Here is a 22,475-nt window from a genome sequence, read left to right as displayed (position 1 = left end):
GCTTTCGAATCACGGCATTGATTCGTGTGGCGGGTCTCCGCTCGGGGTGTGGAAACTAAAAAAGCCTCCCGAGCCGGGAGGCCTTTCGATGCAAGGCTTGCCGGATCTCTTTATCAAAGTGCCTGATTGACCGCGATCCCGCGGGCCGATTGCGGTCCGGACGGGGCCGCGCCGTCGCGCCCATAGGTGGTTGGCGCAGACGCATTTTTTGCACCGGCCGCCTTTGCAACGGTGGAAACCAGGTTGTTGGCGACGTCGCGCGCGGTTGACAGGACAGCAAGGTTTATCCGCAGGACAGGCTGGAACTCGCTGTGCTGGCGCCGCAGGGCCTGTGTTGCGGCCGACGACAGATTGCCGAGCGCGACCGCATGTTCCTTCGCCGCCATCATGCCGCGGGTATATTCGTGAATGAGCCGTGCCTTGTCAGGCTGGAGTTCACCGGCTTCCTTGAGTTTGCCGGCCCTGACGAGGTCCGTTTCCATTTCGATCACGGACAGCAGAGCCTCCATGGTCCCGGAAAGGGCCGAGCAGAAATTGTCCGCCTCCTGCTTGCTCGCAGGTCTGTCCAGGGAAAACGGAAACGTGTTGGCATTCGGCTGTGCAGTCATAGAGCCCCCTCCTGCAGATTCAGCAATTCGCGTTCGACGCTGTCGGCCAGACCGATCCCGCCGGACTTGGATATCGAGCGCGCATATTCGTCGATCAGGAGATCCTGCCAGGCGTCGGAACCGGTTCCGCCGCCCCAGGTGCCCCCTTCGTTGAGTCCCGTGAACATGTTCTGCAGCATCGTGTTCAGGAAAACCGCTTCGAACTCCTCGGCTGCTTCGCGGACGGCGGTCTTGTTCTTCGTATCGACGCCCTGGATCGCCGCCAGCGGATCGGGCCGATTGGTATAGGCTGCCGTCGTTTCCAGCATCACAGTACCTCGATTTCGGCCTGGAGTGCGCCCGCGGCCTTGATCGCCTGAAGGATGGAGATCATGTCCCGCGGACCGATGCCGAGGGCATTCAGGCCATCAACAAGCTGCTTCAGCGTGATGGTTTCCGGGACGATTGCCAGTTTTGTGCCTTCCTCGTCGACGCCGACCTCGGAGCGGGGGACGACCACCGTCTGGCCGTTGTCGGCGAAAGGCAGTGGCTGGGAAACCTGCGGTGTTTCCGCGATCGTAACGGTGAGATTGCCCTGCGCGACGGCAACCATCGATACCTTCACATCCTGACCCATGACGATGATGCCGGAGTTTTCGTCGATGACGATCCTTGCGGCGAGATCCGGTTCGACGATGAGTTGCTCGATATCGGTCAGAAGATCGACGATGTTGCCGTCATAGTTCATCGGAAGATCAAGGCGCACGGTTCCCGGGTCCAGCGGCTCGGCGGTCGGCAGGCCGATCAGTTCGTTGATGGACAGGGCGACGCGCCGCGCGGTTGTCAGATCAGGGTTGCGCAGTGCGAGACGCAATGATGTGAGTGAGGCCAGCTTGAACTCCAGTTCCCGCTCGACAAGACCGCCGTTGGCGATCCTGCCGGCAGTCGGCACACCGCGCACAACCGAGGCGGCATCCGCCTGGACTGAAAAGCCGCCGATCGCCACCGACCCCTGCGCGATCGCGTAAACCTCGCCATCAGCGCCGACAAGCGGCGTTACCAGCAACGTGCCGCCCTGAAGCGAATCCGCGTCGCCAAGCGCACTGACATTGACGTCGATCCGTGTGCCTTGCGTTGCGAAAGGAGGCAGGTTTGCCGTTACCATCACGGCCGCCACGGTATTGGTGTTCAGGGCGATGTTACGTGTGTTGACGCCAAGGCGCTCCAGCATGGCCTGCAAGCTTTGCTGGGTGAATGGCGTGTTGTTGAGGGAATCGCCGGTTCCGTTCAATCCGACAACGAGGCCGTAGCCGATCAGCTGGTTTTCGCGAATGCCTTCGAAATCTGCGATGTCCTTGATCCGGGACGCCGCCTGCGCGGAGGTCAGGCCTACCGCGGCCAAGACTGTCAGAAGACCCGCAAGCTGCAGCATCTTCGCCATCCGTGCTGATATTTCCCTGCGCAACTGTCGCATCACTGTTCCCGGTCCAGTTTTTCCGGTCTGATTGCCGGCCTGCCTAAGTTGCGCTTTCTCATGCGAAAGGCGTGCCATCTTCGCCCGGACACGGGCAGTCTGGCGCAAGTCCCGGTTTTCTGTAGGAAAATCGCATGCGAGCCCGCTGTTTTGCGAAACTCGTGATGAAACTGGTTAATGAAACCTTTTTCCGGGTCGGCAAATATTGCCTCCTGTGCAAGGACTCATTTACCCTTCAGCGAAGTTTCGACAGGTGACACGAGAGATCCGGAGCATTTTCGGCCGAGACGAGATCCAACCAGGCTGAACGATCGTCATGCGCATCACAGGCAACAAACCCGTCACAGGCGTCCAGGGCAAGGGGGCACGAAAGAAGTCTCCGTCCGGGGCTCACGAGTTCAAGCCCGACGCGGGAAGTGAAGTCACCCAGTCAACGCAGATTGCGGGCGGCAACGCGATCCAGGGAATGGACGCCTTGCTGGCGCTCCAGGAAGTCGACGAACGCGCGGAACGCCGCTCAAAAGCGGCCAGACACGGGCATTCCATGCTCGATTCGCTCGAGGCCGTGCGTGCCGATCTGCTCGCCGGGGTTGTCTCAGAGGCGCGTCTGGAGGTCCTTGCGGCGCAGGTTGCAGATCGCAAATCCAGCGGGGATGAGCGGATTGATTCCGTGCTTGAAGAGATCGAATTGCGCGTGAAAGTCGAGCTTGCAAAGCTTGGCCGTTTCACGGACAGGTGATGGAAAAACTTGGCATTAATTTACTGTCAAACTCGTGGTTTCGCGCACAACAAATTGAAAATTATGACATTTTTTTAATGATATTTTTCAGAAATGAACCGTTGTCGCCTGATGGAACCAGCTATATATTGCGCGCGGCCTAACGGTAATCCGGAGCTATCGATGACGGTTGAAATTGAGTCTGACTATCGTCCCTCTGAACACGAGCCGTTTATGAACGACAGGCAGCGCGAGTATTTTCGAGACAAGCTGCTTGCATGGAAAGATGAGATTCTGAAGGAAAGCAAGGAAACGCTGACCAACCTTCAGGAAGAAAGCCAGAACCATCCCGACTTTGCCGACAGGGCATCCTCTGAAACAGATCGCTCGATCGAGCTGCGTGCTCGGGACCGGCAGCGCAAGCTGATTTCAAAGATCGATGATGCCCTGGAGCGCATTGCAGACGGGAGTTACGGTTACTGCGAGGAAACCGGCGAGCCGATTTCCCTGCGTCGCCTCGAAGCCAGACCGATCGCAACCTTGTCGATCGAAGCGCAGGAGGCGCATGAGCGACGCGAGAAAGTCTATCGCGACGACTGATTTCCAGAAACGGCGGGCCAGCCGGATGCGGTTGGCCTGAGCACCTTCGAGGCCTTCCCTGAACGGGGAGGCCTTTTTCTTGTGATGCGATCAGTTGGCGATCTTGTCCGCCATGACCGAAATGGTCTGGACGTAGACGCTTGCCCTGTTCCATTCCCTGATGACGCGGTAGTTCGCCGTGCCGGGCCCCCAGGGCTGGCCGCGCCGCCATCCCTTTTTCTGCAGATAGTTTGCTGTCGAGGCGAGGACATCGGGCACCGAACGGATCAGGTCCCTGCGGCCGTCGCGGTCATAGTCGACGGCGTATTTCATGTAGGATGAGGCGAGAAACTGTGTCTGGCCGATCTCGCCCGCCCATGCACCGCGCATTTCTCCGGGTGTCATGTCGCGCCTCTGGACGATCTTGAGAGCGTTGACCAGTTCGTTGGTGAAGAACTTCGAGCGCCGGCAATCATAGGCAAGCGTTGCCAGGGACTGCAGGACAGGCATGTTGCCGAGATAGCCGCCATAGTTGGTTTCCAGGCCCCAGATGGCCAGAATCACCGGAGCAGGGACGCCGTATTTCTTTTCGATCCGGCTGAACAGGCGGGCGTAGGTCTTGCCGAGTTTCTGTCCGCGGCGGATCATCGCGTTGTTGACGCGCTTTGCGTAAAACTGCTGGAAGCTGAGCTTGAATGACTTCTGGTTCCGGTCCAGACGGATGACCTTGGAGTTGTATTTCACGTTCTGCAAGGCGGAATTGACGGTTCTCTGCTTCAATCCGTAGCGCTTGGAATTGGCAATGAAGTCCTGTTTCCAGGCCTCGAACCCGTTCGGCCCGTTGCCGCATGTCGCGGCGAGGGCAGGTGTGGTCGACAAAAACAAAAAGCAAACGACAGTCAAGAAAAGCGGGCGCATGGTGCCTCCGGTTACCTGAATCGATCTAGGGTACGGACCCAAATTTACTCTATTGAAAAATGACGCTGCGTCATATCAGAAAAGCGGATTTAAACGAAAAACGAGAACGGGCACGGCACTCGGGGAGCGAGATGCCGTGCCCGTCATCAGCCGCCCTGGTCGAAGTTTCTAGAACACTTTGCCCAGGGCAGGCCGGGGGACTGATACCGGTCGGGGACTGCCTAGAAGGGCAACAGGATATCCAGGACCTGGTTGCCGACGCGCGGCTGCTGGACGGTCGTGATCTGGCCTCGGCCACCGTAGCCGATCCGCGCTTCGGCGATCTGTTCGCTTGCGATGCGGTTGTTGGCGGTGATGTCTTCCGGTCTCACGATGCCGGCGACGATGAGCTCGCGAACCTCGAAATTCACGCGGACTTCCTGTCTGCCCTCGATCACGAGATTGCCGTTGGGCAGCACCTGCGTGACGACCGCGGCGATCTGCGTCTGCAGCGTTTCCTCGCGATCCACGCTGCCGGCGCCCTGGAAGCTTGAATTGCTGCCGACATTGGCAAGATCGCTTGCAGCGGTGCCGGCAGGCAGGAAGATCGTGTCGATCGCCGTACCGAGCGCACCGCCCACACCGGCGCCGCTCGATTCGGTGCGGTTGCGTTCCGTGGTGTTTTCGATCTCGGCTTCATCGTCGATGGTGACCACGACAGTCAGAATGTCGCCGACCTGGCTTGCGCGCTGGTCCTTGAAGAAGGCGCGGCTGCCTGACTGCCAGAGCGAATTCGGATTGTAGTGCACCTGCTGCGGTTCCGGCATCGGCATCTGAACCGGGCGATAGCCGGGGGTGGTAGTGGGGTCCTGGATCGCGTTGAGGGTCGGTTGCTGGCCGACCTGCGCAAGCTGGTCCGCCGTGCCGCAACCTGCAAGAAGCGCAGCCAGAGCGATGCTTGCCATCAGGTGTCTGTGTCGGGAAGTCAGCATCAGTTGGTCTCGCTGTTCAGGCTTGCAACAACAGGATTGGCGGTTTGAACGCGCACCTGGCCGCGTGAGGTTACGATCGCCGGCACAATGCGGCGGGACTGGAGGTTCATCACATCGATGACGTCACCCTTGGCACCGTCGTCGAGCGCCTTTGCCCGCGACGTCAGCTTCAGGCCCGGCATGTTGAAGGTCACGGTCACCTTGTCGCCGCGGCCGACAAGGACCGGGTGTTGAAAGGTTCTGCGGGAAAGAGGGGTGTTCGCCCTGATGTTCGTTCTGGCTTCCTTGCCGACAATTTCTTCCGGCGAAAGGACGGCACCGGTGGGAACGCTGGAGCGCACCATTCTGATATTGGTCAGGTCTTCTTCCTTGAGAAGATCCCCCCGGCGCAAAGGCTGGGCAAGAACCATCACCTCGACCATTTCCTGCGCGATCCCGGAAAGAGTGAGCTGCTCCGTGCCGTGCTCGACGGACACGCTTGCCTGGATGATGAACCTGCCGCTCGCTTCCGCCCATTCAATGCTTTCGAACCGGACGGGATCGGCGACTTTCGGGTCGGCGAGGATCTGGGACGGCGCATGCAACAGTTTCACCTCAAGGCTGGCGTGATCAATTGCAGCATTGCGCTGAGCCAGCGCCTTCTTCACGAGGCCGGCCAGTTGCTCCCTGTTGATCTTGGTTGCCCCCCGGTGGACCGTGACCGTGCGCAATCCGTCCGTTCCGGCTGAAGCCAGACCTGCAGCGCGTGCGCGTTCGGCAACGAGGTTCGCCGCAACGTCACCGGACGTGCCCATATCAGGGGATCTGAAGAGTGGTTTAGCGGCATGCGTGCCCGCGTTGGAGTAGAAGTCGCCGACCGTGACGATTTCCGAAAGCGTCATGACCTGGGACCGCAGGACCGGCGGGTCGCCGGCGAACGCCGAACTGCAGGCGAAACCCGTCAGCAGGAAGGCCCATGCGGCTTTGCGAAGCTGTCTCATCATCTCAGCTATCCCGGGTTAGCGTAGGTTCGTGGTGGTCGAGTACATTTCGTCCGCGGCCTGGATGATCTGGGAGTTCATCTCGTAGGCGCGCTGGGCAGCGATCAGGTCGGAGATTTCCGTCACCGCGTCCACGTTGGACATCTCCAGGAAGTATTGCTGCAGGCTGCCGAAGCCGTTGTCGCTCGGATTGCCCGTTTCCGGGGCGCCGCTGGCGTCCGTTTCCAGGAAGAGGTTGTCTCCGATCGCTTCAAGTCCGGCCTTGTTGACAAAGCGTGCAAGCTGGATCTGGCCGAGTTGCTGCGTCGTGCCCGTGTTGTCGACACCCTGGACGGAGCCGTCATTCGATATGGTCAGGTCCTGAATGTTCTCGGGAATGGATATGCCGGGATTGACCGTATAACCGTCTACCGTCACCAGTTGTCCGTCCGCATCCCGTTCGAAGGAACCGTCCCGCGTGTAACCGGTCGTCCCGTCGGGCAGGTCGATCTGGAAAAATCCTTCTCCCCTGATCGCGATGTCGAGCGAGTCGTCCGTCTGCTCGAGCGAGCCCTGCGACATGATACGGGCCGTGGATGCAAGCTTGACGCCCGAACCGATCTGGACACCGGTCGGTACGATGGTGCCGGCGTCCGAGGTTTCCGTGCCCATCCTGCGCAGGTTCTGATACAGCAGATCCTGAAAATCCGCTCTTTGCTTCTTGAAGCCCGTGGTGCGCATGTTGGCCACGTTGTTCGAGATGACCTCGACGTTCTGTTCCTGCGCCTTCATGCCGGTTGCGGCTATCTGGAGTGCTTTCATCGTCTGTGCTCCCTAGTGCCGTCAGGCCTGAATTTTGCCAAGTGTCGAGATTGCCTGCTGACGCAGTTCGTCAGCGTCCTTCAGCATTTTCGACACGGATTCGTAGGATCTGGTGATCTCGATGAGACGCGTCACCTCAAAGACACCATCGACATTCGACTGTTCCAGAGCCCCTTGCACAATCCGGGTGTCTTCGGGGAGCTCGGGCTCTCCACCCACAAATGTCGTTTCGCCCCGCTTTTCCAGGTCCTGCGGTCTTTCGAAGGCGACAACCCGGATCTGGCCGCGGTTGCCAAGTTCCGTGGCAATTGTCCCGTCCTGCGAAATCTCGACTATGCCGTCCTCCGCAGTGAAGGTTATCGGGCCGGCCGAGGTCATCACCGGCCATCCTTCGGAAGACATGAGCTGGCCGTCCGTGTTCAGGTGAAAGGCACCGTTGCGTGTGTAGGCCTCGGTGCCATCTGCAAGCTGAACGACGAAAAAGCCGTCCCCTTCAAGGGCAAGGTCATAATCGTTGCCTGTTGCCTTGAAGCTGCCGTTTGTGAAGTCCGTGTGCGTCTCGTAGTCGAGAACGTAGGAAAGCGTTTCGTCCTGCGCCTGAAACTCGGTCGCCTCGGCGACCGGCATCATGTATTCCTCAAACAGCAGGTTTTGTGCCTTGAAGCCTGACGTGTTGATGTTCGCCATGTTGTTGGCGACCACGTCGAGCTGATTCCGCAAGGCGGCCTGACGCGACAGGCCAATGAGTAGTGCGTTCTCCATGTGAACGGCTCCTTTTGCTCCCCGAAGAGCCAGCTTGTCTCCCCAGACCGGCGGGCTCGTTAAGGTTAATGCATGCCGCGTGCCAGTTTTTAAATCCTTGGGAAATCTGGGTAAAAGCGAAGCGGCGAGGGTGCGCACGGCAAGAGATTCCGGCAGAAGTTAACCACCTGGCAATATTTGCCCGGTGACTCGCGTTAATGGCTGGTAACCATTCGTTAACCATTAACTCTTTAGTAATAAATACCGCGCGCGAGCGCTGAATTATGCGGAGTGCGAAATGGCTGACGAAACCGCGGCCGCCGACGACGTCGAAGAAGAAGGCGGTGCAGGCGCAGCAGGTGGGAAGAAGAAAAAGCTGCTCTTGTTCGGCGGTGCCGGGCTTGTGGTCCTGCTCGCCGCAGGCGGCGGTGCCTACTACTTCCTGATGGGGTCCGAGGCTCCGATGGTGGTGCCGGGCGAAATGGACGAGCCGGTCGAGGTTCAAAAGCCGGTGGTGTTCTTCGACCTGCCGGAAATGACCGTGAACCTGGCGACGGAAGGGCGGACAACCTACCTGAAGGTGCGTATCGCCCTTGAAGTCGAAAACCGCGCCATGATCGATCAGATCCAGCCGTTCCTTCCGCGTATTCTGGATGCATTTCAAATTTATCTGCGTGAGTTGCGCCCCGCGGACCTGGAGGGGTCTGCCGGTCTGTTCCGTTTGAAGGAAGAATTGCTCAGACGGATCAATCTGTCGGTCTATCCGGCAAGAGTAGAAGGGGTTCTGTTCAAGGAAATCCTTGTTCAGTGACACATTGAATGGCTGACAGCGACGACGACGATCTGTCCGAAGAGGACATGGCCGATGCGTGGGGTGCGGCTCTGGCAGAGCAGGGCGCCGGCGGCGATGATGATGATGACCTGGCCGCAGCCTGGGGGGCTGCGCTAGAAGAGCAGGGTGCAGGCAGCTCGGACGACATGGCCGCCCAGTGGGCGGCGATGATCGACGACAGCGAGCCGGATCTGGAAAATGCCACGCGCGGGGCAGACCGTGTTCTCAACCAGGAGGAAATCGACAACCTCCTCGGCTTCAACATCGAGGACACGATCGCCGGTGACCAGAGCGGGATCCGGGCACTCATCAACTCGGCAATGGTCTCCTACGAGCGGCTGCCGATGCTTGAGATCGTGTTCGACCGGCTTGTCCGGCTGACCACGACGTCCCTGCGCAATTTCACCTCCGACAATGTTGAAGTCTCGCTGGACTCCATCAGTTCGGTGCGTTTCGGCGACTACCTGAATTCGATTCCCTTGCCTGCAATCCTTGGCGTCTTCAAGGCGGAAGAATGGGACGGGTTCGGCCTGATCACCGTTGAATCCAGTCTGATCTACTCCATCATCGACGTGCTGCTCGGCGGCGGCCGCGGCACATCCGCGGTGCGCGTGGAAGGCCGTCCCTACACCACGATTGAAACCGGACTGGTGCAGCAAATGGTCGCCCTGATCCTGCAGGACGCCGAACAGGCCTTTGCCCCGCTGTCACCGGTTCATTTCAACCTCGAGCGGCTGGAAACCAATCCGCGTTTTGCCGCGATATCACGCCCGGCGAACGCGGCGATCCTCGTTGAACTGCGCATCGACATGGAAGACCGCGGCGGTTCGGTCGAGATCATGATGCCCTACGCAACACTGGAGCCGATCCGCGATCTGCTGCTTCAGATGTTCATGGGGGAAAAGTTCGGCCGTGATCCGATCTGGGAAGGGCACCTGGCCAGCGAGATTCACGCCGCAGAGGTCGAAGTCGATGCGGTTCTCTACGAGACCCATCTGCCGCTCAGCCGCGTGCTCAGCCTGGACATCGGCCAGACGCTGGTTTTCGACGTGGATCCGGCGGATCCGGTCACGATCAAGTGCGGCAATGTCCCGCTGACGGAAGGCACGCTCGGCAAGGTGGAGGATTCCATCGCCATCCGGGTCGCAAAGAATTTGCGCAAGCCGAAGATGACCCTGGCAGCTTTCGAGCGCGCCATGCAAAACGAAATGGAGCAGCCATGAGCACTTTGCCAATCGGAATGATCATTGAAGGCTTGGTCGCGGTGCTGCTGCTGATCACGATCGGCTACTGCTGGATGCTGAACCGGCGCCTGCAGCGCCTGAGAGCCGATGAAGAAGTCCTCAGGGCCACCATTTCCGAGCTCATGACCGCGACCGAAATCGCCGAACGCGCGATCCTCGGCCTGAAAACCACCGCGGCAGAAGCGGACAAGGTTCTCGGAACCCGTCTTAAGCAAGCGGAAACCATGTCCGGAAGCCTGGCGGAACAGATCGGCGAGGGTGAGAAAATCTTTACCAGAATTTCGCAGATTGCGGAGGCTGCGCGCGCTGCCTCTTCCCATGCGGAGCCGGCACCGCGCGCCGATGCATATGCTGTCCGGTCGCCTGTGGAGCCTGTCGAGCATGTGCCGCAGCCGGCTTATGCCGCGCCGCCTGCGCAGACCGCGCCGCCGCCCCAGGCTGCACAGCCTGCACAGGCCGCCGCAACGTCGGCTCCCGTGTTCGAGCCGGAGCGCCCGCGCACGAGCCGAGCGGCGGACATTCGCAGCGCGGCGGCTGAAGCGACTGCAAGACTTGAACAATTCCGCAGACGGAATGGTGCTGCTGCATGAATTTGAGACTGTTGCCATTGTTGGGTGTATCGGCAAGTGCCTTGCTTGCCTTGAAGCTGCTCGGGTTCACGTTCGGCCCGGAGAGCGGCAATCTGCCCATCAACGGCGCAGTCGCGCAGGAAACGCCGTCAGAAGACGTCTCCGGCGGGGAGGCGATGACCGCCGACGTTGAAACCATGGCGGCGCCACCAGCTCCTCCTGCGGAGCCCGGCCTGCCCGATCAGCCCGTGTTGCCCGACAATCTCGAGATCGGCGGTTCGGCCGCCGAACGGGCGGTTCTTGAAAGTCTCGGCAGGCGCCGGGAGTCGCTGCAGGAACAGGAAGGCCAGCTCGATCTGCGTGAGAAGCTGCTGCAGGCCACCGAGGAACGGATCCAGAAACGCGTCGACGAGCTGAAGGTGCTCGAGCAACGCATCGAGGCCGCGGTCGAAAAGAAGCGCCAACAGGAAATGAACGAGGTTGCCGGGCTGGTCACCATGTACGAGACGATGAAACCGAAGGATGCCGCGAGGATTTTCGATCGCCTGAGCCTGCCCATTCTGCTGAAGGTGGTTCGTCAGATGAAGCCGCGCAAGATGGCGGATGTGCTGGCGAAAATGTCACCGGAAGCCGCGGAGCGTCTCACCGTTGCGATCGCGAGCAGCGGTTCGGCCTCCGAGCCGGTGGCCCCGGCCGCGCAGGCGCAAGCCCGGGCACCTGCTCAGGAAGCGCTTCCGAAGATACCGTCAAACTAGGTTTCTGCCGGAGTTTGCATGGTGGCCAGGGGGATCCTCAAAACAAGGTGGTGCGAACCGGGAATTGAGACATCACCGCCCGCAGATACCTCTGACGGGATGCGGATGGTCTTTCACGAAAAATCTGCCGGGAATGCGGGATTTGAGGAGTAGGCGTAAGGGCGCGTTAAGAACACTTAACTAACACTAGGAACCTGACCTAGAGCGTTGGCGTTTTCCGAGGAATGAAAAGTTTGCAGGGATCCATCCTGACATACCGACAGTGGCGCGAGACCGGGGGCAAAATCTGTCCGCGTGCGGTCATGGCGTCCGTCGCGCTGTTGCTTGGATGTTTCGCCCTGCTGCTCTTGTCGTCCCAGCAGCCTGCCAGGGCGCAGCAGCCGCTTGAACCGGTCGATCTTCAGGTCATCCCGGAAGAGGGATACGGGCGCATGGTGCTGACCTTCAAGGACCGCACGCTTCTGCCCATTTATGACGCGTTGATCACGGGCGGTGTCCTGCGGATTTCGTTCGAAGAGCCCGTCGACATCAAGGTCGATGACGTTCCGCTGGATCTCGGCGAGTATGTCACGATCGCGCGGCGCGATCCGGACGGGAGCGCGATCCGGTTCGCGCTGAAGGACCAGTACCAGATCAACACGCTGGAGGCCGGCGAGAAGCTCTTCGTCGACATTCTCCCGATGAGCTGGCAGGGGCTGCCGCCGGGACTGCCCGACGATGTCGTGCGCGATCTTGCAAAACGTGCCGAAGCGGCGATGCGCAAGGTGAGGGCGCTCGAGCAGGCGCGCCTCAAGGCGCAGGAGGGGCCCGAGGTCGAGCTGCATGTCGGTGAACATCCGACCTTCACGCGCCTCGTTTTCGATTGGTCGATCAAGTTCGATACCGCGTTCGTGCGCGAAAACGACATCATCAAGCTCACGTTCAATCACCCGGCACAGCTCGATATCTCGCACTTGCGCGCCCACCTGCCGCAAGGTGTCATCGACGCCACGTCGTTTCTCGACAAGGGAAAGCTGAAATTCCTGATGCGCGTGGAGCCGTCGGTCGACATCAGGGCGTTCCGCGAGGAACAGACCTACGTGATCGACGTGACGCCGGAAAACATGGAAGTCAACGACCCGGCGAACGCGTTGATCAACAAGGAGCTGTCGGTCGCGGACAACGAGAACCGCAAGAACATGATCACGGCGCCGGGGCTTCGCGATACCCGTGAAGTCGACAATCCGCGCGGATTGCCGCCAGTTGCCGTCGGACGGAGTTCGGGCGGCACACTGAAGGAATCGCGTGCAGACGAATCTCCAGCCTATCTGGCGGTGCCGTTTGAGAACATGCCGAAGGGGGACGAGGAGGCGCGTGCGCCCAGTGCCGCACCCTTGCCCGGCGGGGAGCCCGCGACTGGCGTGGAGGTTGCGGTTGCTGATCCTGGCGCTGGCGGCCTGTCCGTTCCGAGACTGAAGCCGCAAACCCAGACCGCCGATCCACCTGCCGAACCCGGGGCACAGAGCGCCTCCGTTCCGCAGCCGGACGATCCGGCAGACGCCGCCTCGTTGCAGACAAGCGTGGCATCGACCGCTTCGGCGGTCGAAACGCTTCCTGCGCCGGAGCTTACGGTCGCGCTGGCAGACGGTGCCGGCGTTGCGGCAAATGCGGATGACGACCTGGTGACCTCGGCGATCCTTCCCGGTGTTTCCGCCAGCGCGCGTCTTTTGAACAACAGGCAGCCGGATATCGTGCGAGTCCAGGCTTCGCCCGGCGCGTTGCCCCTGGCGGATGTTGAGCCGGAAGAAGCCGATGTGATCCGTCCGGCCCCGATGCTTGATCTCTCCAAGCAGGTACCCACGCCGCAATCCGCCGATGCGCAGGCGCCGGCGAACAATGGCATCCCGACACTCAGGCCCGCGGCCGAGGCGGATGCAGCCATGGAGGCTGTGCCCGGAACGGATCAGGCGGATACGGTCGAGATACAAAACGGGCAGACGTTCGGCCGCAGCGGCGTGCCGATGGCGATCCAGTTGCCAAACCGGCCGAGTTCGGCACCTGAAGTCTGGCGCGCGAACGGCGGCAGCGACTATGTGCCCGAGCGGCCTTCCCCTGAACGGCCGCCGGAAAGCGCCGCCCAGGAGATCCGCGAATTTGTCTCGGCGGAGGCGCGCCGCATCGGCAACACCGTCCGGGTTGTCTTCCCGTTTTCGGAGCCTGTTTCAAGCTCGGTTTTCCGCCGGAACGACAGCATCTGGCTGGTCTTCGATAGCAACGCGACGATCGACACGCGCGGCATGGCGTCCGCACTGGCGGAAATCGCCGATACGATCGAAGTCAAACAGTTCGATGACTATCAGATCATCCGGCTGGACATGAACGATCCCGTTCTGGCGACCGTTGGTGTCGACGGCAATGCCTGGTCCCTGGTCATCGGAGACATGATCCTGGAGCCGTCGATACCCTTGCAGCTTGAGCGCAATGTCCGCGGGGACGGCGGCTCGGTGCTTCGGGTCCTTTACCGCAATCCGCAACATATCAGGAAGATCGTCGATCCCTTTGTCGGCGACACGATTTCGCTCGTTACCGGGTACGGTCCTCCGCGGGGTCTGTTGAAGCCCCAGAGATTCGTGGATCTGGAAGCGCTGAGTTCCGCCCAGGGTATCGCGATCGTCACCAGGTCCGACGGCATCAACATGCAGGTGCTTGGGGACGATGTGATCATCGAGCGCGAAGGCGGCCTTGCCCTTTCAAACCGCCACTTGCGCGGAGGCACGGGCGCGCTGAACTCGATTGTCGACCCGGATAACACGAATGTCGAGTTCGTGTCGCTGAGCACCGAAGGCCCGGGCGCCTACCGTTCGAGACTGATTGAGCTGCAGAGGAAACTTTCCCGTGCGCCTGCAGGGAAGCGGCGCAAGGAACTGATCGAGCTTTCCAGGTTTTATCTGGCTCACCAGTTTGCCCAGGAAGCCCTCGGCCTGATGAAGCTTGCGCTCGAGGAAGAGCCGGCGCTGGCCGAGGACACGTCCTTCAATCTCATGATGGGAGCCGCCGAGACGATGGCGAACCGGCCATTGGAGGCCTACACCCATCTCAACAGGCCGGACCTGAAGAACAGTCCCGACGCTGCTGTCTGGCAGACAATCGTGGATGTCAGGCTCGGCAACTGGACTTCTGCGCGCATCGCCATGCCGCGCGGACGCGCCGTGATCGGCAATTACCCGAGCGCAATCCAGACGGAATTCAAACTTGCCGCCGCGCAGGCACTCGTCGAGGTCAATGATTTCGGGCTCGCGAACGGGGTTCTGGCGGAAATCGAGCCGAGCGAAGTCACGTCGGGACAGGCTGCCCGATACGATATTCTCCGCGGCCGCGTCGCGGATGCGTCCGGACGGTCCCAGGAAGCGCTTACCGTGTTCGATCTGGTGACCCGTTCCAGCGACCGGCCGCGTGCGGCGGAGGCCGAATACCGGGCACTGCGCATCCGGTACCGGGACGGCGAAGCGGACATGAACGAGACCATCGACCGGCTTGCAGGCCTTGCAACGTCCTGGCGCGGCGACGAGGTCGAGCTGAAGACCCTGCGGTTCCTGGCCCAGCTCTATGCCGAGCGGGGCCAGTACCGGGAAGCTTTCGAGGCCATGAAATCGGCGGTTCAGGCAGATCCGGATTCGGATACGACGCGTCTGCTGCAGGAAGAAATGAACGGTCTCTTCAATGCCCTGTTTCTTGAAGGCAGGGCCGATGAAATGTCACCGGTCAAGGCGCTGGCACTCTATTACGACTTTCGCGAGCTGACACCCATCGGCCGTCAGGGCGACGAAATGGTGCGCCAACTTGCCAAGCGCTTGGTGGAAATCGATCTGCTCGATCAGGCAACGGAATTGTTGCGTCATCAGGTGGACAACCGCCTGAAGGGCGCCGCAAGGGCGCAGATTGCCGCGGATCTCGCTGCGATCTACCTGATGGATCAGAAAGCCGACGAGGCTCTGAGGGTTCTCAACCGCTCCAGGCAGGCCAGCCTGCCGTCCACACTCGAGCGGCAGAGGAACATCGTCGAGGCGCGTGCGCTTACGGAAAACGGCCGCCCGGATCTGGCGCTGGAACTGGTTCGCAACATGCGCGGTTCCGACGTCGACCGCCTGCGCGCCGATACCTTCTGGGCGGCGGAAAGCTGGCGCGATGCGGGCGAGCAGCTCGAAGCGATGCACGGGTCGCGCTGGTCGGACAACATTCCGCTCGACGAACTGGAAAGGCGCGACATATTGCGCGCCGGCATCGCCTATTCGCTGGCCGGCGACCAGTTGAGCCTGGAGCGGCTGCAGACCAAGTACACCGGTAAGATGGCGAACAGTCCGGAGGCGCTCGCCTTCGAGGTCGTGACGCGGCCGATCGAAACGCAGGGTGTGGAGTTCCTGGAAGTCGCCAACCGGCTGGCCGACACGGATTCCCTTGAAACCTTCCTGCAGGAATACAGGCGCCAGTACATGTCGCCCAACCGGGCATCGGATGACCAGGCCGCAGCCGGAAACGCAGCGGGCGATCCGGCGGGCTGATACCAACCTTCATAGATAGAAACCCATTTCATGGCATCAAACCGGTCCACTCGGTCAGGCGTGGTGCGCAGCGCGATGCCGGCGCATCGGGCAAGCGCCACAACGCAGCCGATGGCCGGTTTCATGCCACCGGAGGCCGGGTTCTTTTGCCCCAATGCCGCGTTGCGATTTGCTTGAAGTGCCGGCACTAGCGCGCAAACCGCGCCTTGCCTTGTGGCAAAACAATCCCGGTGAAATGGGTTTCTATCTATGACGGTTGGTATGAAGTATCTTTCGCGGAAATGAATGAGACCGGTTGAAGCTGACGGCCGGACCGGCTCAGCCCAGGGCACCAAGCGCGGGTGTCGGCGGCGCGGCGGCCACGTGCGGCTTTTTCAGTTCGGCCTTGTAGCGCATGACCAGTTCCGGGATCGTGCGCGTGTTCCGGTCCAGCCAGCGGCAGCGGGCCTTCAGGAAGTCCTTGTAGGTCTTGTCGTCGATGCCGGTCTGAAGCATGAGCCGAAGGATGGCGCCATCGGCATCGGACTTGAGCGTTTCTGCGACGACATCGTCTGAAAGATTGAGCCTGCGTCCGATCAGCCAGATCGCGGCATCAATGCGCTCATCTTCAAAAAGCGTTCGTAGGATAGCGTCAAAGGACAGTTCGCCATTGGCAATCTGCATGCTGGCCTCGTGCCGCGAATAGCGGACACCGTCAATCTCGATATCGCCTTCGCGCTCAAGGTCACCGATCGTGGTAGCAAGACGCTCCAGATCGTCTTCATCCACGGCTCTTTTGAGCGGAGCAGGAACGAGAGGGCAGTCGGTCTCGAGCACGAGTTTGAGGGTTTCCAGAAACTCCTCGTCCTTGATTGCCCGCTTGGCCATGCCCGCGAGGACCTCAACTTCGGTGTTCGCAAAAATCAGCAGCGCAAGCATGCCCTTTACCGAAAAGGGGACTTCTACGTTATCGAGCAATACGTGAACGACATTCCGGCTGCTGCGGGCAATCAGCGTATCGCTCATTTCTTCGCTCAGATCCGCGCGGCGGGCGACGGACAGGCGCTTGTCATTGCTGCCTGCCTTGGACAGGTTCATAAGAGCCGTCTGGCTGATCACCGGCGAGCACTCGATCACGGGCTCGGACAGATCGTAGTCTTCCTGGGTCAAACGGTCGGCGAGGTCGGAGATGATGCGATCGGTCTTGGCGAGGCGCACCACGAGTTCATAGCGCGCTTCGCGATCAAGCTGATCAAAGACGGAAAGCACAATTCTCGAAAAGAGTTCACGTTCGACGGGCGTCGGCTCATGTTCCTCCGAACGCGCGTACTCGCCGACAAGCGTCCGGATCAGTTTCGACCGCGCTTCCGGTTCTTTGATTCTCGCAAGTTGTTCAAGTTGATCGCGTATCACGGAACTACCAAAATAAAACACGGCCGACGAGCGGCCTCCCCAGTGCCGCAGAGTATTTCATGTTTTGATTAATATTCTTCTACTTTTGTCGACTGTAAATCTGTTGTTGGGCAGTGAAATCCCATACCTTAAAAGCTATTAAAATCAATAATTTAAAGTATATTTTTTTAAGTATATCTTAATATTAAAATAAACTTAAATATTATCAATGACACTACTCAAAAAACTCTGTGATTACTAATGTTATTAGAATTGTCATTCAAGTAAATCATGTTAAGTCGATTGTTCAGTGACTAATAAACTCTCACTGGAGCGGCGCTACGTTTCAGGCAGCCAACTTTCTGGGAGATTTTCTTTGTCGAAGAGAACGGACATTGACACCATCGTCTTGCTGGGTGCCGGACCCATCGTCATCGGCCAGGCGTGTGAATTTGACTATTCGGGAACGCAAGCCTGCAAAGCGCTTCGCGAAGACGGGTACCGCGTCGTGCTCATAAATTCCAATCCGGCCACGATCATGACCGACCCGGACACCGCGGACGCGACCTATATCGAACCGCTGACGCCAGGTTCGGTACAGGATGTCATTGCGCGCGAAATGCAGGCACATCCGAATGAGACCTTCGCCATTCTTCCGACCATGGGAGGGCAGGTTGCACTGAACGTTGCCCTTGCGCTCTCGGATAGCGGTTTTCTCACCGAGGCCGGGATCGAGTTGCTCGGAGCGGGCCCCGACGTCATCCGAAAAGCCGAGGACCGCGAGTTGTTCCGCAACGCGATGGAGAAGATCGGCATCGAATGCGCGAAATCCGTTCAGGTGACGTCGATTGAGCAAGGCCACGCCGCCCTTGATGTGACCGGTTTGCCGGCAATTCTGAGGCCTTCATTCACACTGGGAGGAACCGGCGGCGGGGTTGCGTACACAAAGGAAGAATTCATTGATCTTCTGGAAACCGGTCTCGACGCGTCGCCCGTGGGTTCGGTTCTGGTCGAAGAATCCCTGTTGGGTTGGAAAGAGTACGAGCTGGAAGTCGTCCGCGACAAAGCGGACAACTGCATCATAGTTTGCCCTATCGAGAACATCGATCCGATGGGTATTCATACTGGCGACTCGATTACCGTCGCACCGGCCCTCACGCTGACCGACAAAGAGTACCAGGCGATGCGTGACAATGCGATGGCGTGTCTTCGCGAGATTGGGGTCGATACGGGCGGATCCAACGTCCAGTTTGCGGTTGATCCTGAAAACGGCCGGCAAATTCTGATCGAGATGAATCCGCGCGTGTCGCGCTCTTCGGCCCTTGCGTCGAAGGCGACCGGATTTCCGATCGCGCGGATCGCCGCGAAACTGGCGATCGGATACACGCTGAACGAAATCACCAATGAGATCACCGGTTCGACACCGGCAAGCTTCGAGCCAACGATAGATTACGTGGTCACCAAAATCCCGCGGTTTGATTTTTCAAAATTCGGCGAAGCGCATCCGCACCTCACCACATCAATGAAATCGGTGGGTGAAGTCATGTCGATCGGACGCAACTTCGCCCAATCGATGCAAAAGGCCCTGCGGTCTCTGGAGATCGGTCTCACCGGGTTCAACGAGACCCGGCACGGTTCGGACAAGGACAGCATTCTTCAGGACCTTGAGAAGCCTGCTCCAATGCGGATCTTGCTGGTCGCGCAGGCGCTGAGGGCCGGAATTGACGCGGAGACAATCTGCAAGCGGACCGGGATCGATGCCTGGTATGTGTCCCAGATCGCGTCCATTGTCGATCTCGAAACCCGGATACGGGGCGGGCAGATCCGTTTGTCCCAGGATCGCGACACGCTGTTGATGATCAAGAAGCAGGGGCTCAGCGACGCCCGCATCGGAGAACTTGCCGGGTACTCCGAGGCCGAGATCGCGGCGTTTCGCCGGAGCGCCGGCATTGAACCGGTCATCAAGAAGATCGACACCTGTGCGGCAGAATTCAAATGCATGACGTCGTTCATGTACTCGTCTTACGAGGGCGATGGCATGTCTGCCCCGGAATGCGAATGCGATCCGTCGAACCGGCGGAAAATCGCGGTTCTGGGAAGTGGCCCGAACCGGATCGGCCAGGGAATCGAATTCGACTACTGCTGTGTGCATGCGTGTTCAGCGCTCGCGGAGATCGGATTTGAAACGATCATGATCAACTGCAATCCCGAAACCGTTTCGACAGACTATGACAGCTCCGACCGGCTCTATTTCGAACCGCTGACACAAGAAGATGTTCTAGAGGTGTTGCGCAAGGAGCAGGCGAGCGGCGATCTGATCGGTGTTGTCGTCCAGTTGGGCGGGCAAACACCCTTGAAACTGGCCGCAGCCATCCAGGATGCCGGTATCCCGGTTCTGGGGACACCTCCCCAGTCGATTGATCTTTCCGAGGACCGCGAGAGCTTCAAGGAACTGGTTGAGCGTCTGGGCTTGCAGCAGCCACCAAATGCGATTGCCCGTTCCGCAGCAGAAGCCCTTCGCTGTGCGCAGGAAATTGGCTACCCGGTCGTCATCCGTCCTTCCTATGTGCTCGGGGGGCTGTCAATGCGTATCGTGCGCGACGACGCCGAGCTCAGATCCTACATCGACACTGCGGTCAGCGTCTCGAATGACAGGCCAGTCCTGATTGACGGCTACCTTGAAAACGCAATCGAGTTCGACGTCGATGCATTGTGTGACGGCGATGAGGTGCGGATTTCAGGGGTCATGGAACATGTCGAACCGGCCGGGGTTCACTCCGGCGACAGCGCCTGTGTGATCCCGCCCTATTCTGTGCCGGCCGATATTGTCGAGCAACTCACCCGGCAGACTGCCGCGATTGCCCGGGAGCTCAAGGTCGTCGGACTGATCAATGTCCAGTTTGCGGTCAAGCAGGATCAGGTATTCCTGATCGAGGCAAATCCGAGAGCCAGCCGAACCGTCCCCTTCGTCGCAAAGGCGAAGGGCGTGCCGGTCGCCAAAATTGCGGCTCAGGTTATCGCCGGCCGCAAACTGCATGAATTTCCGGACATGTTCCCGGAAACGCGCGGGCTTTACTCGGTAAAGGAAGCGGTCCTTCCCTTCAAACGTTTCGCCGATTGCGACACGCTCCTCGGGCCGGAGATGAAATCCACAGGCGAGGTGATGGGCATTGAATGCACCTTGCCGAAAGCCTTTGCAAAGTCCCAGGAGGCGGCCGGGTTCTCGCTGGACCGGGAAGGGGCCGCAATCGTTCCCGCCATGCCGGCGGATACGGCGAGCTTCGTCGAAATGCTGAAACTCTTGCGCAAGAAGGGGATCGACATATGCGCGCCCGAGACTGTGCGAACGGTTCTGGGGACGCACGGCCTGGATGTCGGTGCCTATGATGGCGATCCTCTTGAGGACCTCGATCCGGACCAGATACGGCTCGTCCTCAATCCCGACGCAGCCGAATGCGCGGCGCCGGAGGCGAAGCGTATCCGGAAGTTCGCCCTTCGCAATGACATCCCCTGCTACACAACCATGCGGTCTTGCGATCTCGCCGTTGCGGCGCTGACGCAGAGCGGTTCCACTGCGTCGATCCGGCCATGCATTCAGCTACTCAATCAACAGGAGCGTACCGATGTCCAATCGCGCTGACAATCTGCTCAACATACTCGTCCGTCAACCGCTGACCCAGTCCTCGGAACTGGAAGCCAGTGTCATTAGTCAGTGCCTGTCCGAGATCACACGCATTGACGGGCACTTCGCCAACATTTCACTGCTTGGAAGCGCGGAAGCCCAATCGAACGAGTCGTTTCGCGAGGCCTTCGAACAGAATATCGGCGCGCCCTTCACGCCGCGCAATTTCCGCGACTACCGGCTTTCCCTCATGCGCAATGCCGATGCCTTCATCAACATTCGCACCGCCATGAGCGAGAGCACGGCTTTCGAGGTCGCCTACAACATCTTTGGCGGCGAGAACGTGCCGATGCTGTTTGCCGTATGGCGCAATGCGCCCATCAGGACAACGCTGATCCGGGATCTGGAGGATCTCGGAGACGTTACCTACGTGGAATTCGACAAGCCGCGCGATTTGCGTCGTCCGTTGTGGAATTTTCTCGAACTGGCGGCACGGCAGAAGTTTGAAAGGAGCAGCGACGCACGCCCGGATCGCGATGCCGCGCCGGAGAAGAAGGTTTATGCCAGCGCCGCCGCGCCCGCACCGTGCCGCCACTCGGCATTGCTTGCTCTTGCCGACGGGACCCTGTTTTACGGCAAGGGGATCGGCCGCGAAGGTATAGTGAGCGCGGAACTCTGTTTCAACACGGCAATGACCGGATACCAGGAGATCCTGTCCGATCCTTCCTACGCCGGACAAGTGGTCACCTTCTCGTTTCCGCATGTCGGCAATGTCGGCGTGAACCGCGATGATGCAGAGGCGCAGATCCCTCTGGCGCGCGGCTGCGTGCTCAGAGATGAAATTACCGACCCCTCGAACCACCGGTCCGAAACCCATTTGGAAAAATGGCTTTGCGATCATGGCCTGACGGGTATCTGCGGCATCGACACACGCGCACTAACCCGTCATCTGCGTGAGAACGGCGCACAGAATTGCGCGATTTCCTTTGATCCCAGCGCCCGCCACGACCCCGCCGGCCTCGTCACCCTGGCGGCAAATCAACCCAGTCTCGTGTCGCAAAAGCTTGTTGAAGGCGCCTCGACAAAATCAATCCGAATTGTCCAGGGCCAAGGAGAGAAAACCATGGAAAACACCCAGCCGCATATCGCGATCATCGACTATGGCGTCAAGGGCAACATCGTCGACTGCCTGACGAGGCGTGGTTGCCGGGTCTCGGTCGTACCCGCAACCGTTTCGTCAAAAGAGGTCATGAAACTTGCGCCGGACGGCATTCTGCTTTCGAACGGACCCGGTGACCCTGTCGCGGTTGCACCCTATACGGTACCGACTATCCGCAGCCTGACCCGGAACGGCCTGCCGATTTTCGGAATATGCCTCGGGCACCAGCTGCTGGCGCTCGCCCTCGGCGGCAAGGTTTCAAAAATGCATTTCGGGCATCACGGCGCCAACCATCCGGTTTATGACAAGCACTCGGACACGGTTCTGATTACCAGTCAGAACCATGGATTTGTCGTCGATCGTGACAGCCTGCCAAAGGATGCGATCACCACGCATGTCTCCCTTTTTGACGGGACACTTGCCGGTTTTGAGCTTCCGAAACAGCAAATTCTTTCGGTCCAGTTCCATCCTGAAGCCTCGCCGGGGCCGCATGATGCTGCCTACCTGTTCGATGACTTTGTCGACCGCGCCCGGGCGAGCGTTGCCGAGAAAAAAGTGACTTTGGCCGGAACGTATCCGGAGCCCGACATCTCCGCGATGTCGGCTTGAATGGCCG

Annotated in this window: 18 protein-coding genes; 9 read left to right on the top strand and 9 right to left on the bottom strand. The window is 59.7% G+C overall.

Annotated features, from left to right (window positions below; all coding sequences use genetic code 11):
- Window positions 1-113: 113 nt before the first annotated feature.
- From ACO07N_RS26100 to ACO07N_RS26090, 3 genes are read right to left on the bottom strand one after another with little or no spacing between them, the layout of a single operon-like run.
- Window positions 114-608: a flagellar protein FlgN gene (locus ACO07N_RS26100; RefSeq protein ID WP_421983794.1), complete on the bottom strand. Its 495-nt coding sequence runs from the start codon at window positions 606-608 to the stop codon at window positions 114-116.
- On the bottom strand, window positions 605-916 hold the full coding sequence (locus ACO07N_RS26095; RefSeq protein ID WP_421983793.1) for a rod-binding protein: 312 nt from the start codon (window positions 914-916) through the stop codon (window positions 605-607). Before ACO07N_RS26095 ends, ACO07N_RS26100 begins: the two co-directional genes overlap by 4 nt.
- A complete protein-coding gene (locus tag ACO07N_RS26090; protein WP_421984492.1) occupies window positions 916-2,019 on the bottom strand; it encodes a flagellar basal body P-ring protein FlgI in 1,104 nt (367 codons plus the stop codon). Before ACO07N_RS26090 ends, ACO07N_RS26095 begins: the two co-directional genes overlap by 1 nt.
- Before the next feature lie 358 nt (window positions 2,020-2,377).
- Between ACO07N_RS26090 and ACO07N_RS26085 the strand changes: the two genes are divergently transcribed.
- Together ACO07N_RS26085 and dksA are read left to right on the top strand one after the other, a co-directional pair.
- The gene (locus ACO07N_RS26085; protein ID WP_421983792.1) at window positions 2,378-2,800 is read left to right on the top strand and encodes a flagellar assembly protein FliX; all 423 of its coding nucleotides are present in this window, start codon (window positions 2,378-2,380) and stop codon (window positions 2,798-2,800) included.
- A 162-nt stretch (window positions 2,801-2,962) separates the two neighbouring features.
- Window positions 2,963-3,379, top strand: a complete 417-nt coding sequence (gene dksA, locus ACO07N_RS26080; protein WP_306146208.1) for an RNA polymerase-binding protein DksA — start codon at window positions 2,963-2,965, stop codon at window positions 3,377-3,379.
- 90 nt (window positions 3,380-3,469) lie between these two features.
- Here the strand turns inward: dksA and ACO07N_RS26075 are convergent, their stop codons facing one another.
- From ACO07N_RS26075 to flgF, 5 genes are all read right to left on the bottom strand, one after another.
- Window positions 3,470-4,276, bottom strand: coding sequence for a lytic murein transglycosylase (locus tag ACO07N_RS26075; protein ID WP_421983791.1), 807 nt, complete (start codon window positions 4,274-4,276; stop codon window positions 3,470-3,472).
- Window positions 4,277-4,497: 221 nt separating this feature from the next.
- On the bottom strand, window positions 4,498-5,247 hold the full coding sequence (gene flgH, locus ACO07N_RS26070; protein WP_319382857.1) for a flagellar basal body L-ring protein FlgH: 750 nt from the start codon (window positions 5,245-5,247) through the stop codon (window positions 4,498-4,500).
- Entirely contained in the window at window positions 5,247-6,230 is a 984-nt protein-coding gene (flgA, locus tag ACO07N_RS26065; RefSeq protein WP_421983790.1) for a flagellar basal body P-ring formation chaperone FlgA, read from the bottom strand. The genes flgH and flgA overlap by 1 nt, the downstream gene beginning before the upstream one ends.
- Window positions 6,231-6,245: 15 nt before the next feature.
- Window positions 6,246-7,028: a flagellar basal-body rod protein FlgG gene (gene flgG / locus ACO07N_RS26060; RefSeq protein ID WP_421983789.1), complete on the bottom strand. Its 783-nt coding sequence runs from the start codon at window positions 7,026-7,028 to the stop codon at window positions 6,246-6,248.
- Window positions 7,029-7,049: 21 nt separating this feature from the next.
- Window positions 7,050-7,790, bottom strand: coding sequence for a flagellar basal-body rod protein FlgF (gene flgF, locus ACO07N_RS26055; protein WP_421983788.1), 741 nt, complete (start codon window positions 7,788-7,790; stop codon window positions 7,050-7,052).
- A gap of 277 nt (window positions 7,791-8,067) precedes the next feature.
- On the opposite strand from flgF, the gene ACO07N_RS26050 reads away from it, so the two are divergent.
- The 5 genes from ACO07N_RS26050 to ACO07N_RS26030 all read left to right on the top strand — a co-directional run bounded on the left by ACO07N_RS26050 (window position 8,068) and on the right by ACO07N_RS26030 (window position 15,707).
- Complete coding sequence (locus tag ACO07N_RS26050) at window positions 8,068-8,580, top strand: flagellar basal body-associated FliL family protein (protein WP_421983787.1); 513 nt, start codon at window positions 8,068-8,070, stop codon at window positions 8,578-8,580.
- A gap of 47 nt (window positions 8,581-8,627) precedes the next feature.
- Window positions 8,628-9,824, top strand: coding sequence for a flagellar motor switch protein FliM (gene fliM, locus ACO07N_RS26045; protein WP_319387686.1), 1,197 nt, complete (start codon window positions 8,628-8,630; stop codon window positions 9,822-9,824).
- Window positions 9,821-10,435, top strand: a complete 615-nt coding sequence (locus tag ACO07N_RS26040; protein WP_421983786.1) for a DUF6468 domain-containing protein — start codon at window positions 9,821-9,823, stop codon at window positions 10,433-10,435. The genes fliM and ACO07N_RS26040 overlap by 4 nt, the downstream gene beginning before the upstream one ends.
- Window positions 10,432-11,169 carry a MotE family protein gene (locus tag ACO07N_RS26035; RefSeq protein ID WP_421983785.1) on the top strand — a complete coding sequence of 246 codons (738 nt, stop codon included), beginning with the start codon at window positions 10,432-10,434 and terminating at the stop codon, window positions 11,167-11,169. The genes ACO07N_RS26040 and ACO07N_RS26035 overlap by 4 nt, the downstream gene beginning before the upstream one ends.
- Window positions 11,170-11,471: 302 nt before the next feature.
- The gene (locus ACO07N_RS26030) at window positions 11,472-15,707 is read left to right on the top strand and encodes a hypothetical protein (protein ID WP_421984491.1); all 4,236 of its coding nucleotides are present in this window, start codon (window positions 11,472-11,474) and stop codon (window positions 15,705-15,707) included.
- A 318-nt stretch (window positions 15,708-16,025) separates the two neighbouring features.
- Here ACO07N_RS26030 and ACO07N_RS26025 read toward each other — a convergent pair whose 3' ends face one another.
- Window positions 16,026-17,099 (bottom strand): DUF2336 domain-containing protein, encoded by a 1,074-nt coding sequence (locus ACO07N_RS26025; protein ID WP_421983784.1) that lies wholly within the window; start codon window positions 17,097-17,099, stop codon window positions 16,026-16,028.
- A gap of 355 nt (window positions 17,100-17,454) precedes the next feature.
- On the opposite strand from ACO07N_RS26025, the gene carB reads away from it, so the two are divergent.
- Together carB and carA are read left to right on the top strand one after the other, a co-directional pair.
- Window positions 17,455-20,718 (top strand): carbamoyl-phosphate synthase large subunit, encoded by a 3,264-nt coding sequence (gene carB, locus ACO07N_RS26020; RefSeq protein ID WP_421983783.1) that lies wholly within the window; start codon window positions 17,455-17,457, stop codon window positions 20,716-20,718.
- Window positions 20,702-22,468, top strand: coding sequence for a glutamine-hydrolyzing carbamoyl-phosphate synthase small subunit (gene carA / locus ACO07N_RS26015; RefSeq protein ID WP_421983782.1), 1,767 nt, complete (start codon window positions 20,702-20,704; stop codon window positions 22,466-22,468). Before carB ends, carA begins: the two co-directional genes overlap by 17 nt.
- Window positions 22,469-22,475: the final 7 nt, after the last annotated feature.

Origin of the sequence: Roseibium sp. (genome assembly GCF_965229775.1) — a bacterium.
GTDB lineage: Bacteria > Pseudomonadota > Alphaproteobacteria > Rhizobiales > Stappiaceae > Roseibium.
This window is presented reverse-complemented; position numbering and strand designations above follow the sequence as displayed.